The organism is Candidatus Arcticimaribacter forsetii (assembly GCF_910589745.1).
GTDB lineage: Bacteria > Bacteroidota > Bacteroidia > Flavobacteriales > Flavobacteriaceae > Arcticimaribacter > Arcticimaribacter forsetii.
On the sequence record NZ_OU342399.1, the window covers coordinates 1323178 to 1341336 of the forward strand.

Annotated in this window: 13 protein-coding genes; 9 read left to right on the forward strand and 4 right to left on the reverse strand. The window is 31.8% G+C overall.

Going from position 1 to position 18159, the window contains the following annotated elements; genetic code table 11:
• Positions 1-22: 22 nt before the first annotated feature.
• The 8 genes from NG655_RS06110 to NG655_RS06145 all read left to right on the forward strand — a co-directional run bounded on the left by NG655_RS06110 (position 23) and on the right by NG655_RS06145 (position 9855).
• The gene (locus NG655_RS06110) at positions 23-436 is read left to right on the forward strand and encodes an HYC_CC_PP family protein (protein ID WP_252158450.1); all 414 of its coding nucleotides are present in this window, start codon (positions 23-25) and stop codon (positions 434-436) included.
• Positions 437-544: 108 nt separating this feature from the next.
• Entirely contained in the window at positions 545-4252 is a 3708-nt protein-coding gene (locus tag NG655_RS06115; RefSeq protein ID WP_252158451.1) for an efflux RND transporter permease subunit, read from the forward strand.
• Complete coding sequence (locus NG655_RS06120) at positions 4249-5484, forward strand: TolC family protein (RefSeq protein ID WP_252158452.1); 1236 nt, start codon at positions 4249-4251, stop codon at positions 5482-5484. The genes NG655_RS06115 and NG655_RS06120 overlap by 4 nt, the downstream gene beginning before the upstream one ends.
• Before the next feature lie 3 nt (positions 5485-5487).
• Positions 5488-6210, forward strand: coding sequence for an acetolactate decarboxylase (locus NG655_RS06125; protein ID WP_252158453.1), 723 nt, complete (start codon positions 5488-5490; stop codon positions 6208-6210).
• The gene (locus tag NG655_RS06130) at positions 6210-6941 is read left to right on the forward strand and encodes a heavy-metal-associated domain-containing protein (protein WP_252158454.1); all 732 of its coding nucleotides are present in this window, start codon (positions 6210-6212) and stop codon (positions 6939-6941) included. Before NG655_RS06125 ends, NG655_RS06130 begins: the two co-directional genes overlap by 1 nt.
• Before the next feature lie 4 nt (positions 6942-6945).
• Complete coding sequence (locus NG655_RS06135) at positions 6946-7659, forward strand: PepSY domain-containing protein (RefSeq protein ID WP_252158455.1); 714 nt, start codon at positions 6946-6948, stop codon at positions 7657-7659.
• A gap of 2 nt (positions 7660-7661) precedes the next feature.
• Positions 7662-9383, forward strand: coding sequence for an efflux RND transporter periplasmic adaptor subunit (locus tag NG655_RS06140; protein WP_252158456.1), 1722 nt, complete (start codon positions 7662-7664; stop codon positions 9381-9383).
• A 31-nt stretch (positions 9384-9414) separates the two neighbouring features.
• Complete coding sequence (locus NG655_RS06145) at positions 9415-9855, forward strand: heavy-metal-associated domain-containing protein (protein ID WP_252158457.1); 441 nt, start codon at positions 9415-9417, stop codon at positions 9853-9855.
• A 293-nt stretch (positions 9856-10148) separates the two neighbouring features.
• Here NG655_RS06145 and NG655_RS06150 read toward each other — a convergent pair whose 3' ends face one another.
• On the reverse strand, positions 10149-10898 hold the full coding sequence (locus tag NG655_RS06150; RefSeq protein ID WP_252158458.1) for a hypothetical protein: 750 nt from the start codon (positions 10896-10898) through the stop codon (positions 10149-10151).
• A 209-nt stretch (positions 10899-11107) separates the two neighbouring features.
• On the opposite strand from NG655_RS06150, the gene NG655_RS06155 reads away from it, so the two are divergent.
• Complete coding sequence (locus NG655_RS06155; RefSeq protein ID WP_035325018.1) at positions 11108-11296, forward strand: hypothetical protein; 189 nt, start codon at positions 11108-11110, stop codon at positions 11294-11296.
• 429 nt (positions 11297-11725) lie between these two features.
• Here NG655_RS06155 and NG655_RS06160 read toward each other — a convergent pair whose 3' ends face one another.
• From NG655_RS06160 to NG655_RS06170, 3 genes are all read right to left on the reverse strand, one after another.
• The gene (locus tag NG655_RS06160; protein ID WP_252158459.1) at positions 11726-12946 is read right to left on the reverse strand and encodes a polysaccharide lyase family 7 protein; all 1221 of its coding nucleotides are present in this window, start codon (positions 12944-12946) and stop codon (positions 11726-11728) included.
• A gap of 507 nt (positions 12947-13453) precedes the next feature.
• Entirely contained in the window at positions 13454-15175 is a 1722-nt protein-coding gene (locus tag NG655_RS06165; RefSeq protein WP_252158460.1) for a tetratricopeptide repeat protein, read from the reverse strand.
• Between the two features lie 277 nt (positions 15176-15452).
• A complete protein-coding gene (locus tag NG655_RS06170; RefSeq protein WP_252158461.1) occupies positions 15453-18158 on the reverse strand; it encodes an OmpA family protein in 2706 nt (901 codons plus the stop codon).
• Position 18159 lies beyond the last annotated feature (1 nt).

An 18159-nucleotide genomic window follows, 5' to 3' on the forward strand; every position in this document is an offset into this window, starting at 1 on the left:
ATTTCGTAACTTCGCAATTAATATGAAGAAGTTTTTCTATAAAATAATGTCTTTGTTAATGGCTTTCGTAGTGTTATTTTCTACGTTGTCATTTACTGTTAATATGCATTATTGTGGAGATACTTTAGTAGAAACGGCTATTTTCCAAAAAGCTAAAGGTTGCGGTATGGAAATGGAAAAACCTTCTACTGAAGGATGTTCTATTACCAAGAAAAATTGTTGCGATGATAAACAATTAGCAATTGAAGGTCAAGACGAACTTCAATTACAAATTGACAAAATTACGTTTGAGCAACAAGTATTCATAGCTTCATTTGTTCATACCTATATTAACCTTTTCGAAGGTTTAGATAACAATGTATCTTCTTATGAAGAATACAAACCACCACTCGTCGTCAGGCAAATCTTCAAGATTGACGAGACGTATTTAATTTGATTTTTAAACAATAGACTGTGTTATCCTATGGCTTTATGCTATGTGGATAATTTGTTGTATTCGGTGTTTTCTCAACACCAATGTCTAACTGTTTAATAATCAAACTATATGCTTAATAAAGCAATCAAATTTCTTATAGAGAATAAACTCGTTGCAGTACTACTACTCGTTCTTTTCGTAGGATGGGGAACAGTAAATGCACCTTTCAATTGGGATACAGGATTTTTACCAAGTAACCCTGTTGCTGTAGATGCCATACCAGATATTGGAGAAAACCAACAAATTGTATTTACAAAGTGGGATGGTCGTTCACCACAAGATATTGAAGACCAAATTACCTATCCATTAACCACATCCTTGTTAGGTATTCCTGGAGTAAAAACCATTCGTAGTTCATCTATGTTTGGCTTTTCAAGTATCTATATCATTTTTGAAGAAGACATAGAATTTTACTGGAGTAGAAGCCGTATTCTCGAAAAACTAAACTCATTACCAAGTGGTTTATTACCTGAAGGTGTTAATCCTGCTTTGGGTCCTGATGCCACAGGATTAGGTCAAATTTTTTGGTACACACTTGAAGGTCGTGATGAAAACGGAAACGTAACTGGTGGTTGGGATTTACAAGAATTGCGAAGCATACAAGATTACTATGTGAAATATGCGCTATCATCTGCAAGTGGTGTTTCTGAAGTAGCTTCAATTGGTGGTTATGTTCAAGAATACCAAGTTGATGTTAATCCTGAATTGATGCGTCAATATAATATTGGATTACATCACGTTGTAAAAGCAGTTAAGGAAAGTAATAAAGACATTGGTGCACAAACTATTGAAATCAATAATGCAGAATATTTAGTACGTGGTTTAGGTTATGTGAAATCTATTTCAGACATAGAAAATGCAGTAGTCACTTCCGAAGATTATACAGCAATACGAATCAAAGATATTGGAAAAGTCTTTTTAGGTCCAGTAACAAGACGTGGATTATTAGATAAAGAAGGTGCTGAAGTAGTGGGTGCTGTTGTTGTGGCTCGTTACGGAGCAAACCCAATGGAAGTAATCAATAATGTAAAAGAAAAAATTAATGAATTAAGTGCAGGCTTACCTTCAAAAGTATTAGCAGATGGAAGAACATCACAAGTCACAATAGTTCCATTTTACGATAGAACAGAACTCATTCAAGAAACATTAGGTACACTCAATGAAGCCTTAACATTAGAGATACTAATTACCATTTTGGTTATTATCATTATGGTATTTAATCTTCGAGCTTCAATATTAATTTCTGGCTTATTGCCTGTTGCGGTTTTAATGGTGTTTATAGCAATGAAGTTCTTTGGTGTAGATGCAAACATTGTCGCTTTATCTGGTATCGCAATTGCTATTGGTACAATGGTCGATGTTGGTGTCATACTTTCAGAAAACATTATTAGGCACTTGGATGAAGATGACGGAACAAAATCAATCAATACAGTAGTATATAATGCCACAGCAGAAGTATCTGGTGCAATCGTAACCGCTGTAATGACAACAATAATCAGTTTCATTCCAGTCTTTACTATGATTGGCGCAGAAGGAAAATTATTTAGACCATTAGCCTTTACAAAAACCTTTGCATTAACAGCTTCTATAATAGTAGCGTTGTTTTTAATTCCACCGTTTGCTGCATTTTTATTCAGAAAGAAAAACATCAAAAACACTTTTAAATATGTTTTAAATGGTGTTTTAATAGCATTGGGAATCGTAGCCATAGTCTATGGATATTGGTTAGGATTAATTTTAATTGCGTTTGGGATTACAGCAGGTCTTAATCTTCAAAATAAGATAACAGACAAACAAGCGAATCTTACCAATATCATTATTTCAGCATCAGCAATAGTGTTCCTATTAGCGGAATATTGGAGACCTTTAGGAGTTGATAAAAGTATCTTCTGGAACCTCATCTTTGTTGGTGTCATTTGCTTTGGTTTATTGGGTGTTTTCTCATTGTTTATCAGGTATTATACTCGAATTTTAAAGTGGTGTTTAGATAATAAATTACTATTTCTTTCAATTCCAACTGCAATTGTCATTGCTGGTTTTTTCATTATGAAAAACACAGGCAAAGAATTTATGCCATCGTTAAATGAAGGTTCTTTTTTATTGATGCCTACTTCTATGCCACATTCTGGTGTAGAAGAAAATAAGCGTGTTTTACAGCAGTTAGATATGGCAGTTGCCAGTATTCCTGAAATCGAAACTGTAGTTGGAAAAGCAGGTCGTACAGAATCTGCATTAGACCCAGCACCTCTATCAATGTATGAGAACATCATTCAGTATAAATCAGAATATATGCTGAATGCAGATGGAGAAAGGCAACGCTACAAAGTAAATGATGATGGTTTGTTTGAATTAAAAGATGGTCGTACTATTTCTAATCCAAATAATTCCGAAAATGTTGCTTTTAGCACAGTTAAAAGGTCTCAACTAATTGAAGATTACGATGGTGAATACTATCGCAATTGGCGACCAGAAATTGAATCACCAGACGATATTTGGAATGAAATTGTAAGAGTCACCAAATTACCGGGAGTTACGTCAGCACCAAAACTACAACCCATTGAAACCCGATTGGTAATGCTTCAAACAGGAATGCGAGCACCTATGGGAATAAAGGTAAAAGGACAAGACTTAAAGCAAATTGAAGCGTTTGGCGTCCAATTAGAGAACATCATCAAGGAAGCTGAAGGTGTTAAAAAAGAAGCTGTTTTTGCAGACCGTATTGTTGGTAAACCGTATTTGTTGATTGATATTGATAGAGAGAAAATTGCACGTTATGGCATTTCGATACAAGATGTTCAAGATGTATTAAAAGTCGCAGTTGGTGGTATGGTATTAACACAAACGGTTGAAGGTCGTGAGCGATATGGTGTTCGTGTGCGATACCCAAGAGAATTAAGAGCAAATCCAACAGACTTACAACAAATTTATGTGCCAGTTGAAAAAGGAAGTCCTGTTCCATTAAGCGAATTGGCAACCATTCGTTACGAACAAGGGCCACAAGTCATTAAAAGTGAAGATACCTTTTTAGTAGGTTATGTACTGTTTGATAAATTAGATGGTTTTGCGGAAGTAAGCGTTGTTGAAAATGCACAAGCATTGATTCAAGAAAAGATAGATTCTGGTGAGCTAATAGTACCAAAAGGCATCAACTATGCATTCACAGGAACGTATGAAAATCAATTACGAGCAGAAAAAACACTATCTGTTGTTGTGCCATTAGCATTGGCAATCATCTTTTTAATACTGTATTTCCAATTTCGTTCCGTTGGTACATCATTAATGGTGTTTACAGGTATTGCAGTAGCGTTTGCTGGTGGATTTGTAATGATATGGCTCTATGGTCAAGATTGGTTTTTAAACTTCAATTTCTTTGGGGAAAATATGCGAGACTTATTTCAGATGCATCCCATTAATTTAAGTGTAGCGGTTTGGGTTGGTTTTATTGCTCTCTTCGGTATTGCAACAGATGATGGCGTAGTAATGGCAACTTATTTAACGCAAACTTTTGATAGAAATACACCAGAGAATAAAAAGGAAATTAGAGCGTCAGTTGTGGAAGCAGGAGAAAAACGAATTAGACCCTGTTTAATGACAACAGCAACTACCATATTAGCATTATTACCAATACTCACATCTACAGGGAGAGGAAGCGATATTATGATTCCAATGGCAATACCAAGTTTTGGTGGAATGCTTATAGCCTTGATAACCTTATTTGTAGTCCCAGTATTATATAGCTGGAAATCCGAAGTTCAACTTAAAAGAGCAACAAAATGAAATACATAATAATCAATTTAAAAACAGTCTTTGTTCTTTGTTCTTTATGCTTTGTTCTTTCTGCACAAAGTCAAGAGTTAGAGACGCTTATTGATGTAGCATTAAATAACAATCCAGAAATCCAAAAATTTGAATTGCAATACAAAAGAGCTTCCGAAAAAGTAAACGAAGTCAATACCATTCCTAATACCGAATTTGGAGTAGGTTACTTTGTGAGCGAACCAGAAACACGAACAGGAGCGCAACGCTTTAAAGTATCTGCTAAACAAATGTTACCGTGGTTTGGTACAATTACTTCACGAGAAAATTATGTCAGTTCATTAGCTGATGCAAAATATGAAGACATTGTTATTGCAAAGCGAAAATTGATGGCTTCTGTATCACAATCCTATTATAATTTATACGCCAACAAAGCGAAACAAAAGGTGCTAACAGAAAACATTAAACTATTGGAAACCTATGAGACATTAGCACTAACCTCTGTTGAGGTTGGTAAAGCATCTGCTGTAGATGTGTTGCGATTACAAATGCGTCAAAATGAAATGCAACAACTAAAAGATGTTTTAAGTCAACAGTTTTTAGCAGAACAAACTAATTTGAATAATCTTTTGAATAGGGAAAATGATATTGCTGTTACTGTGGTAGAGAGCTTAATGATGCCTTCAGAAGACTTTGAAATCACTACTAAAAATTTAGCATTACATCCCGAATTGTTGAAGTATGATAAACTATTTCAATCCATAGAACAATCAGAATTGTTAAACCAAAAAGAAAGTAGTCCTATGATTGGTTTTGGATTAGACTATATCAATGTTTCCGAAAGACCAGATATGAATTTCTCGGATAACGGAAAAGATATTGTGATGCCTATGGTTTCCGTGTCAATCCCAATTTTTAATAAAAAATATAAATCTCAAACCAAGCAAAATGAGTTAGAACAGCAAGAAATAACAGCTCAAAAACAAGAACGATTAAACACTTTGGAAACGCTTTTAAGCAAAGCGATTAATGAACGTATTTCGGCAAGAATAAGTTATGAGACTCAAACCAAGAACTTAAAACAAGCTAAAGATGCAGAAGACATCTTAATCAAAAGTTACGAAACAGGAACGATAGATTTTAATGATGTTTTGGATATTCAGGAATTGCAACTAAAGTTTCAAATGAACCAAATAGAGTCTATTAAGGGCTACTATGTGCAAAGTACAATCATTAATTATTTAACCAATTAAGCAATGAACAAATTAACCTATATAACCGTATTAGTGTTTTTTACAATTGCCTTTTTGTCTTGTAGAGATAAAGAAAGTAAAACTCTTTCAACAGTAGTAAAACATTCAGGTGCTTTAAGAACAATAATGTCTGGTAATATTCAACCCGTAATTAGTTTAGACACACTTTCAAAGATGAAAAACCTTTACGCTCTTGGTGCTGTGGATAACCTCAAGGGCGAAATTCAAATTTTTGATAGTCAACCAAGCAACAGTTTTGTGGTTGATAGTAGTTTACAGATTAAAGATTCTTACAACCTAAAAGCATCTCTATTAGTATATGCAGAAATTAAAGCGTGGGAATCTTTTGAAATAAAAAATTGTGCCACAAAAAGTGATTTAGAAGAACAAATTTTCAAGATTGCTACAGAGTACAATATAGATACAAATAAACCATTTCCTTTTTTGTTAGAGGGCAACGTCAAATCTTTAGATTGGCACGTCATCAATTGGAAAGATGGTGACACTATCCATAATCATAAAAAGCACAAAGAATCAGGTTTAAATGGAACTTTGCAGAATAAAGACGTTGAAATAATCGGATTCTATTCTACAAAACATAAAGCAATTTTCACACATCATACTACCAATATCCATATGCATTTTAAAACGGAGGATGATGCTATTGCTGGTCATATAGATGACTTATTATTAAACAATTCTATAACATTAAAACTACCAAAATAATGACACATACATATAAAATAACAGGAATGACCTGTGGCAGTTGTAAAGCATCTGTAGAAAAAAGTTTAGAAAGCATTGACAATGTTACTAATGTTGAAGTTAATCTCGAAAAAGGAGAAGCTGAAGTTACAATGAGTAGCCACGTCGCTACAGAAACTCTTAAAAAAGCCTTACCTGAAAAATATACGCTTTCTGAAAAGGAAGTTAAAAATATTTTTGCTTCTACAAGTACACCAAGTTTTGAAATGGAGCAAGAAAAAAGCAAACTACAGCAATTAAAGCCCTTACTACTAATCATCTTTTATATAGCAACCGCAAGTGTATTATTACATTATAAAGATTGGAGTTGGAGTGCATTTATGCTCGACTTTATGGGCTTATTCTACATTGTGTTTAGCTTCTTCAAGATGTTAGATTTAAAAGGCTTCCCAGAATCTTTCAAAATGTACGACCCATTAGCAAAACGAGTTCCTGCTTATGGTTGGATTTATCCATTTATTGAAACTGCTTTGGGTTTAATGTTTTTGATGCGATTTGAAGTTAAAATTGCATTAATAGTAACACTTGTTGTATTAGGTATTACAACCATTGGTGTAACGAAAACATTATTAGATAAAAAATCTATTAGATGTGCTTGTTTAGGTACAGCTCTGAAACTTCCTATGACAGAAGCCACTTTTATTGAGAATGCTATAATGATTGTGATGGCAGTATTAATGCTAATAAATTAAAACAATGGTAAACAGACATACAGCATTAAAAATTAGAAAAACCCATAGATATTTAGGCTTGTTTTTGGGTATTCAATTTTTGTTTTGGACTATTAGTGGTTTATACTTTAGTTGGACAGATATTGATGAAATACACGGTGACCATTTTAAAAATATGGAATATCAGCCTAAAGCATTTAACAACCTCATTAGTCCAACACGGCTTAATGTTTCACAAGGCATCAATACTATTGAATTGAGAGATATTGATAATTCACCATACTATTGGATTAACAAAGAACAACTATACAATGCTATCGATGGTAGTTTAAAATCTAATATAACAAAAGAAGAGGCTTTGTATATCGCAAGACTCAATATGAAAAATGGCTTAAAGGTTGAATCTATAGAGCAGATTAATGAAACAGGGAAACATCACGAGTATAGAGAAAAGTTATTGCCTGCTTACGTTATCTCGTATGAATTAGACGAAGCCTTAAAAGTTTATGTGTCTATAAAAGATGGAAAATTTCAGACGGTTAGACATCGAAGTTGGCGTTGGTTCGATTTTTTATGGATGACGCACACTATGGATTATGAGGGTAGAGACAACTTTAATACAGTAGTTTTAAGAGCATTCTCGTTGTTAGGCTTAATAACGGTTTTGAGTGGCTTTTTACTATGGTACACATCGTCACCATCAATCAGAAAAATATTAAAAAAGAAAAAAAATAATTAGAGATGAAAAAAAATATCATTTATATAGGAATATTAGCTGTAGGGCTACTTTTAGGGTGGATACTTTTTGGTAACTCATCAAATAAAGAAACAGAGCACAATCATACAGATACAACAGAAACCAATCAAATGTGGACGTGTTCTATGCATCCACAAATTATGCAACCAGAACCAGGTGATTGTCCTATCTGTGGTATGGATTTAATTCCTGCCGAAAGTAGTGCAGATGGTTTATTAGCAGACCAATTCAAGTTAACTGAAAATGCGATGGCATTAGCCAATATTCAAACAACTGTTGTTGGTAAAGGAAATGTTGATGGCAACACCCTTAAGTTATCTGGTAAAATTGCTGAAAATGAAGAAGCAAACGCAGTACAAGTAAGTTATTTTTCGGGTAGAATAGAACGATTGAATGTCAGTTTTACAGGTGAAGAAGTACGTAAAGGTCAGCTATTAGCAACTATTTATTCGCCAGAATTGTATGCGGCACAACAAGAGTTAATTACAGCATCATCTTTAAAGGAATCGCAACCTGCATTATATAAGGCAGTTCGTAATAAATTGAAGTTGTGGAAACTTTCTGAAAGTCAAATTAATCAAATAGAAGAAACTGGAAAAGTAAAAGAAAACTTTCCAGTCTATGCAACCGTTTCAGGAACAGTTACCGAAAAATTAGTAGAACAAGGCGATTACATAAAACAAGGTCAACCATTGCTTAAAATTGCAAATCTCAATACGGTTTGGGCAAACTTTGATGTATATGAAAATCAAATCGATTTATTTAAAAAGGGACAAGAAGTTTTAGTGACTACAAATGCTTATGCTAATAAAGAGTTTAAAGGGAAAGTAGATTTCATTGAACCAATATTAAATACCAGAACAAGAACAGTAACCTTACGTGTGGTACTTAATAATAAGAACGATGTATTTAAACCAGGAATGTTTGTAACCGCTAATATTGAACGAGTATCAAATAATAATGATGAAGTGTTAACAATCCCAGCATCTGCTGTACTTTGGACAGGTGAGCGTTCTGTTGTGTATTTAAAAACCAATCCAGACCAAACTATTTTTGAAATGCGTGAAGTTGTTTTAGGCAATCAAATTGGTAATGAATATGAAGTTTTAGAAGGATTATTTGTTGGCAATGAAATCGTGACTAACGGGACATTTACGGTTGATGCAGCAGCTCAATTACAAGGCAAAAAATCAATGATGAATAAGGAAGGTGGCAAAGTAATGACAGGTCACGAAGAACATACAATGGATATGATGACAGAAAAGGTTGATTTTAATAGTACTGTTGAAAAATCATTTCAACCTATTATTGACGCTTATATCAATCTTAAAGATGCTTTAATTCAGTCTGATATATCGTTAGCATCATCCAAAAGTGAAGCATTTAGAAAAGCATTGGAAGAAATGCCAGTAAGTCAAAGAGAGCAAACGCATAATTACTGGGCTATTTTGCATAAAACATCTAAAGGAATAAATGAAAATGTAACTCTGGAACATCAACGTAAACAGTTTCAAACAATTTCCGATAAGCTTATAGAAATGGTTAAAAACTTTGATAAGGTAAATGATAAGCTATATGTACAGTTTTGTCCTATGGCAGATAACAATAACGGTGCGTATTGGTTGAGTAAAGAAGAACAAGTTTTAAACCCATATTTTGGTGACGCAATGCTTAAATGTGGTGAGGTTAAACAAACAATAGAATAAATAAACACAGATAATAATTAAATTTTTAAAAATGAAGAAAGTAATTTTAAGCGTAGCTGTAATAATAGCTATGGGATTAACAAGTTGTAAAAACGAAACTAAAAAAGTTGAAGAAACTACAACAACAGAAGTGTCAAAAGAAATTGCAATGACAGATTTATCTTTTGGTGTGAGAGGTAATTGTGGTATGTGTAAAAGTACCATTGAAAAAGCAGCCAATAGTGTTGAAGGTGTTGCAAGTGCCAATTGGGATGTCGATAAAAAGAAGATTGATGTTTCTTTTGATGATACCAAAACAGATGCAATGGCAATTCATAAGGCAATAGCAGCATCAGGTTATGACACCGAAAAAGTTACAGGAAGTGAAGAAGCCTATAAATATTTACCAGGTTGTTGTCAATACGACCACGAAATGGCTATGAATCAAACAGGAGAAATGAAATCGGAAGACCATTCAAATCACGACCATTAAGCCAATAATTTAAGAGTCTTTTTCGAAAGGCTCTTTTTTATTCCCCACAACCCAAAACCCAGTTTTTTCGTACCTCAAAAGCCTCTGTCTTTTGTGTTGTTCCGCTCGCCACAAAAGTTTAGCGTTTTTTTTGTCTTTAAGGTAATAGCATATTACAGCTTTGGTTTTCATATCCACGCTACCTTTAACATTGGCTATCTTTTTTCTTTTCTTCAAAAAAATTATGGCAAAAGAAAAAGCCCTACAATAAAAATTATAGGACTCTTTCAGCTTCAAAGGTCAGAATGAAACTTTTATGCTACTTCTACGATATTTAAAACGTTATATGCGCCATTTTTAAGCGGATACTGAACACCGTTAATCTCTTGGAAGAACTCAACCAATAAAACGAATATATCGTTTCCTGTGCCTGTTGGAACACCTGCAGGAGTTAGTGTTTGAGTTGCAGAGGTTGAATCAATAGGAATATTTACAGTTGGACTGTATTCGATTGAATTATCTGTTGTATCAAAGTCAACTTTTAGAAATGCTGAACTTAAACTTACGTGTGTTGCGCCACTTGGATATGCAATATCATTTGTAGGCGTTAAATTTGGAATCGTAATTTCACCAGTTGCACCATCTACAGTAAAAGGAGCGAATAAAACAGCACTTAAAATGGCTCTATTATTAAAATCCAAGCCTTTTAATGTGGCTTTACCTTCTGGTGTTGCTAATCCTGTAGCTACATTTCTTTGTCCTCTTACAGAGGTTGTATCAAAGTTTTTAATTTGTGTCATTTTTTGAGTAACACGACTTGAAACTCGATTATCTTTTGCTCTAATCATTAAGTTTCTAACTGATGTTCTCAATAACTTACCAGATGATGCAGAACTTCCAAATTCTGAACCGTTTTCACGAGTACGCTCAAACGCTGGGTCATTTTGAATACGCTCTTTAGAAACACCGCCTTTAGTTTTTACTAAATAACCCTCTTTTGCTTTGTAAAAAGTTAGGTTGTCTAACGTTCCTTCTAACTTAATAATACCTTTTAATTTTGCCATAACTAATACATTTTTTGATGATGAATATCAAATATACGAGCTATTGACTGTCAATGTATTAGAGTGCTTCCGTAGTGTTTATAAGTTGCCAAAACTTCCGTTTTAGTTAGTTTTTTCAATGGGATATTAGTCGTATATTGTATATAAGTGCTTTATAGCTACGGTATAGATAAAGTATAGTTAGAGTATTAATTTTAAATTTAAAGTGAATGAGTAGAATCTGTATTTACCCTAAAGACGTGCAGGTAGTAACAGGAAAGAGTGAGCGTTATGGCAGAACAATAATCAAAGCGATTAAAGAACGCCTTAACAAAGAAGCTCATCAGTTAGTTACTATCGATGAATTTTGCGACTTTATGGGCTTTGAAATCAGTAAAGTACAAGGATTAATCAAGTAAATTCCTTATCTTTACTACAAGGTATAAAGGTGACCTATTAGGTGACCCAACAATGGTACAGGACTGAAACAGTAATAAATAAAGGCACTACGAAAGAGGTTCACTTACCTCTTTCTCCGCAACTATATTCCGTAAGGCGTTTATTTATAACACTTTACGGAATTTTTATTTTAAATTGGTGTCGTGAAGTGTCGAAATTAAATTTTATTCTAAAAAAGTAGCTTAAAAAACTGTAACTTTTTAAATGGGGGAACATTTTTATAATTCCATTAAAAAATATATAAGTTATTCTGATTCAACAGAGAGTGAATGAACTAACATTAAAACTTGCTTCCGTTAAATAGCCAAGTAACTTAAAGAATAGGTTAACATTTTTCAAAACTGCCCCAAGCGATGGATTTACATTATGAGCTATACTCAGCTAAAAGATTAATTAGTAGTATGCGATTTTTCTAGGGCATAAAAAGTTGCTTGGGCATAATCATCATCGTTCCCAGAGTTGTTCACATGATATACTCCAGCTTTAAAATACATATATTGTCCGCCAACGTTAAACCCACTGTTTACCATATTAATAGTTTTAACTACATCTTGTTTTCCTTCTCTTATAATAGTTACGGTTAAAATATCACCAACCACTTTAATTCGATAGCTGAATATTTCATCAAGGGCAATTCCATCTTCAGGATTATCAGCACTGTTACTTCTAGAGCCAATCATTTCGTGCCATTGTTCACTGCCATTTCCATCGGTAGGTTCATGAGCGAAATAGATAGATCCTAAATTATTATCTCTTAATTTTCTATAATAGATTCGAATCGGTTCGTCATTATTAGCGTGTATCTGTCCAATAATAACGCGTCCTATATGACTACTATTCCCTGTTGTAGTTACGTGATTCACGGCTAGGGTAGCATTCATTTCACCATCATAAGCAGCGGCGGCATTTTTATCTTCTTGAGGAGCACTGCCAAAGACCCAGTTGTTTTTATTTACGCCTTGGGTACTGATACTGGTATTTGTCCCTCTTAACATTTCACGTAATTCTACTCGTGTATAACTGGTATTGGTTGAAGTTTTATATCCTGCAACTGGACATTTAAACACCATTCCTCCATCAGAAGCAGTATAAAAAAACGAACTGTTTTCATAACCATTATTGAGTCCACTGACTGAAATGTCTGTCGCTGTACCATCTCCTTCATTCAAGGGGATACTTAACTTCCAAGTAGATAAATCAAAGTTTTCTGATGGTGGTTGGTTGGAATCTAAAGTACCCGAAGGGGTTGTGACTTGTTGTTCTGCTGCTGCTTGTATAATTTGTAGGGTCCTTGAAAGTTGACCCCCTGTAATGATTAAGTCTGCTATTCGCTCTGTAGGATCAACATTAGCTAAGACTGCAACAGTGGTAATACCGTTATTAGTACCAGAAGTGGGATTCACTGTAATCCAATTACTACTATTATTAATTTGCCAACTCACATTAGAATTTATATTGACCAATTGAGAATTATAATTTGCAGAAAAAGTCATAGAAGAAGGGACCATTAAACTTTCAGGAATGACTTCTTCAACTACTGGATCACTTGTACTACAAGCAAAAATTAATATAAAAAATAAAAACAAAAAAACACGATTAGTTGACTTCAAAGTGGCCGATTTATTCTGCAAATGAACAACTTTTGAAGATGAAAAGGAAATATATGACTCAAATCTTAGGCTAAAAAAATTAGTAGTCTCATCCTTAACTTCTCCCATATATTTATCAGGTAGAGGTTAGAAAAGTAAAATCAATATTTCTTATTTGGCAAAAAGAGGATATTCTACTTCTTTAGGATCAACTAATATTTCTTCTGGATTGACCACATTAATACGAGCTCGAAATTTCATATGCAGTTGGTCTTTAACAAAGTGAAAAAATCAAAAAAAACATACAAATTCCTTTGAAATTTAGATGAAAAATCTTGCTTAACGATGAGTTGTGATATAATAATGAGTTACACTTTACCGATTAGAGTATAGTTTTGAGATAGGAATAATTCAACTTAAAAAAATAACCACCGCTTTATAAATTATTTACCTTGCTTTTTTAGCTCTTGAATGCAAGCATGGTCAAAATAGAATTAATATATCTTTTTTATATAAAACCGATGGGTATTATAAACCATGAATAAAAGATGTAATACTTTGATCTTTGCCTAGATTAAGCTTCTTTTTAATGCGGTATTTCTTGCTTTCTACCGTACGAATAGAAACCCCTGTAAGTTGTGCAATCTCAGAGGTATTTTGATTCATTTTTAAGTAGGCACAGAAACGTAAATCATTTTGGGTTAAGTTATTTGAAACCGCTACTAATTTTTTAAAGAATCCAGGATAAACATCTTCAAAATGTTTCTCAAAACGATCATTTAAATTTTCAATTCTTAAAAGATCTTTTACTTTAGATTTAACTTCGTATAAATCATTCTGAGACTTATTTTTTGAACTATTTATGATGTCTAATAAATAATTCAAATTTTTATTTCGTTGAGAAATGAAATTAGACTTATTCAACAGTTGAACTTTTTTATGATTTAGATCATTCTCAATTATAATCTTTTCATTTAAAATTTTAGTGAATTTTTCTTTTTGTAAATTAAAATTTAAACGCAGCGTAACTAAAGAAAATACTAAAATTATAAAACATGTTATTAAAACAAATAAATAAGTATTGTAGGTAATTCGACTTTCATTTATTTCTGATGTTTTTTTAGATAAAACAATACTCGTTTCTAAATCACTCATTTTATTTAATATATCAATTTCAAAACCAGCTTTAGATATATTTAGTAAAGAATCTTTGATTTTAATTAAATTGTTATAATCTCCTTTTTCAGAATAGATTTTTTCAAGAACCTTAAAGTTGTTTTCTCTTTCTTTATTGTAAAGATTTAATTTAATTGATTTTATATTCTGCTTAGCAAGGCTCATTGCTTTTTCATAATCTTTTAAGCCTAAATAACAATCTGCTATTTTAGATTGTATGAAAGGGAGTTCAAAAGGAAAGTCAGATAATAAATCTAAAGATTTTTCAAAAAACTCTTTAGCAACTTTATATTCATTTTTTTTAAAATAATAGTTACCCATGTGAGTATATGCATATCCATAATTTCGTGTAGTATAGGTTTTACTGAAATCTTTATCTGAATAATTGTTCTGCTCTTGGTTATATAATCTTTCGATTTCAATAAAATGTTTGTTAACATTGAACATTTTGTGTTGTCCCATATTAAGAATCATAAGACGCATTTCAGAATACAATAAATCTTCTATTTTATTGTTTTTCTTTCTTATTTCATAGGCTTTGTTATAATATTTTTCTGCTAATTTGAAATCCCCCTTAAACTCTTCAATTGATCCTAAATTGTCATAAACAGTGGATAATCCGAAATTTTTATTAATGTTGTCTTCATATAAATTAAAATTATCTAAAGCTTCAATATATTTTAATTTTGCTTTATCGTAATCATTATTTTTAAAATAAATATTACCAATATTTAACAAAACCCAAGGAGGAAGATTAATGTTTCTTTCTTTTCTTTTGTTTATGGGCATTGCCTCAAACAATTTGAGTGATTGATCGTAAAAACCAATAGCATCTGCCTCAAGACCACGATAAAATAATATTTCCCCAATACGATAATATACTGCAATAAGAGATTCTGTAGGATTGGAAAGATCTGCAATTTTTAAAACTTCAAACCCAAAATCCAATGCTTTATCTGGTTTTGAAAGTTTGTACTTTAAGACGGAATCTTTTAAAGATTCTATCTCAGCATTTAAATCTTTTTGACCAAAACTAATACTGCAACAAATAAGAAATATAAAACAAAGTCTCATCTAATTAAATCTTAAAAATTGAAAACACAATTAATCCTAAAGTTATTAAAATAATAATTTCTAAAACTTCGTACTTATTCATAAATATATTGTTAACATCTATTTACCTCAAAAAAAAATCCCTCAATAATATTATTTAATGGAAATGATTATTATGACGACATTAAAAGTAATATTGAAAACGAACCGATTTAAATCATTATTTTTTATAAATCTAATTAAAAGAAGCTGCTATTGAATAAAAATAGCTACTGCATTGATACTGCTTAACCAATGTTTAATAAGTCAGAATCTTAAATATAGATTTTCTATTCAATTGATATTCTTCCTCAGTACAATCAGGATTGTCTAAACAAATATTATCGACATTTTCCTCACCTAAAGCTTTTATAATTAACCTAATCGAATCTATACCTTTAGAAGTAAGCCAATTTTTAGTTCTAATTGCTCTTCTACGAGAGAGAACTTTATTGTATTCAAGTGAAGCTCTTGAATCGGCATAAGAACTTATCTCTAAGGTCATGTTTGGGTATTTAATCAGAGCAATTAAAACATTTTTCAATGATTTTATGGAACTACTTTTTAATGTGGCTTTATCCAAATCAAAGAAAATAGGTTCAACACCAAGAATACAAATTAGATCGTTAGGCAAACAATTTGTCGTCCATTCTAAATCTATATTTTCAACTATATTTATAGTTTGTTTGAAATCTAAATTTAAAACTCTAGTAGTATAACTAATCCCGTTTGATACTCGAATTGAATAAGATTTAGAACAATCAAAATTTTGTATAAAATTAAATTTCCCTAAATTATTAGTTAGAATTTCCTTTATGACATTATCATTATTATTTAATAATTCTACGGATGCTCCTTTTAAAAGTTGTTTAGTAAATTTATCAAAAACTACTCCACTTATACTTCCTTTACACGGAGAAGGAACTCCAAAAGATTGACTTGAACCATCTGTTTTTACAATTTTATAAACTTCATCAGAAGAACTTCCATTTAATCCATTTCTATTAGAAGATATAAATCCAAAATTTCGTTTATCATTATAAACATATCCGAAATCATCAAAGGGTGAATTAACAGGTTTTCCAACATTAGAAATTTCATAAGGGAAACCCCTTGGGTTTAATTTGGTCTCAAAAATATCAAAACCACCAAGCCCCAATTTTCCATCACTAGAAAAATACAATTTATTCCCTGAATCAATAAAGGGAAAAGATTCTCGGAATTCAGTGTTTACATTTGGTCCCAGATTAATGGGTTGACTGTATGTTTTATCTTCAAATATATAAACAAACCAAATGTCAGACATTCCAAAAGTTCCAGGCATATCTGATGAAAAATAAAGCTTTTTCCCATCAGGGCTCAAAGTTGGATGAGCTGTAGAATATTCATTACCGTTAAAGGGTAATTCTTCAATATCACCCCATGTACCTTGATTTTTAGTTGCTTTATATATTTTAAGCTTTACTTCCTTGTCTTTTGAAGATTTCAATCTCCCTCCATAAAAATTATTCCTTGTAAAGTACATTGTATTTCCGTCTTTACTTAATGTAGCAGTAGATTCATGATATTTAGTATTCACACTTCCTTTCAACTGTTCTCTATCTGACAAATTTCCTAGTGAATCGATTTTGGCTATAAATAAATCTAAAAAGGGTTCGTTAGACCATTTAAACTTTTTATTACCAGTAGCATCAAGACTTGAAGCAAATACTACTTTATTGTCATTATAAAAATTCAATCCAAAATCGGAGTTCTGAGAATTAATACTTGTTTTGAATAGGTTATATTTTCCGCTATTACTTAAAATAGTATCTAAATAATTAGATTCAAATTCTGAGTGATTTTGAGAAATTAACTGATTGTTTAATTTTAAATATTTTTTGTAAAACCGATCTGAAGCTTCGTAGGCCTCAATACTTTTGAATGCTACAGATGCTTTAAAATACAATTCGGGATCAAGGTTTTTTGGATAAGTAGAAATCAATTTATTAAACCAAATCGTTGATAAATCATACTGGCTATTATTATAATATGCAATAGCTAAACTTTCGAATATTTCTTTACTTTCCTTACCAGATCTTGCTAATTTTAGGTATCGTTCTATTGCTGGAGAAAATTCATAATCTTCGTAGTTACTTTTAGCTGAAAATATATTGTTTACACTTGTTTCCCTTTTGTTGTCAACTTTATTGGATAGAGAATCTATTAAAGATGAATCCAAAGGTTTAGAGAGGATACTCGAAGTTCTTGGTAAATCGATAGATAATTTATTTTCCAATTTAAACACATCAAATGAAATTAATGAATCTACATCTTCTAATTCTATTTTCGGTTCATTGAATGAATCACTATTTTGAATGTTCACATCAATAGAATCTGTGGATGTATATGGCTTTTCAATTTGAATCAAATCTTTATCATTTTCTATATTTTTTATATTATCTAATACAACATCATCATCTACAATAGTATAAGTGTTTGAGTTTATCTGAATCTCCTTTTTTTCATTTTTAACATCAACTTCATTGTAATTTTGAATGTCTTCAATAAAATCTTGATTGGTTTCATCTACTAATACATCTGGTGATTTGGCTATAGTAGAATTATTTTCACTCCTATTATTCCCTGAAGACGCTTTGTAATTTTCTTGATAAGAAAGCCAATAATCAATCTGATTAATCCCAATACTATCAAGAAATTTGTTTGTTTGTTTTAATGTTTTAAACTGACTTATTGATACTCTGTGGAATCCATTTTTTTTAGCAAGAACACGAACTTTTTTAAATCCTGCTTTTTTTAATTTAATTTTATACAGGTAAGCATTATTCTCATATTTATACGACCCAACAATTATTTCAATTTTATCCTTTGCTATATCTTGAGCAATCAAATAATTTGATAAACACATAAACACTACCATAAGTATAGTAGGAAAATATTTTTTATTTAATGTATTTAAATTCATA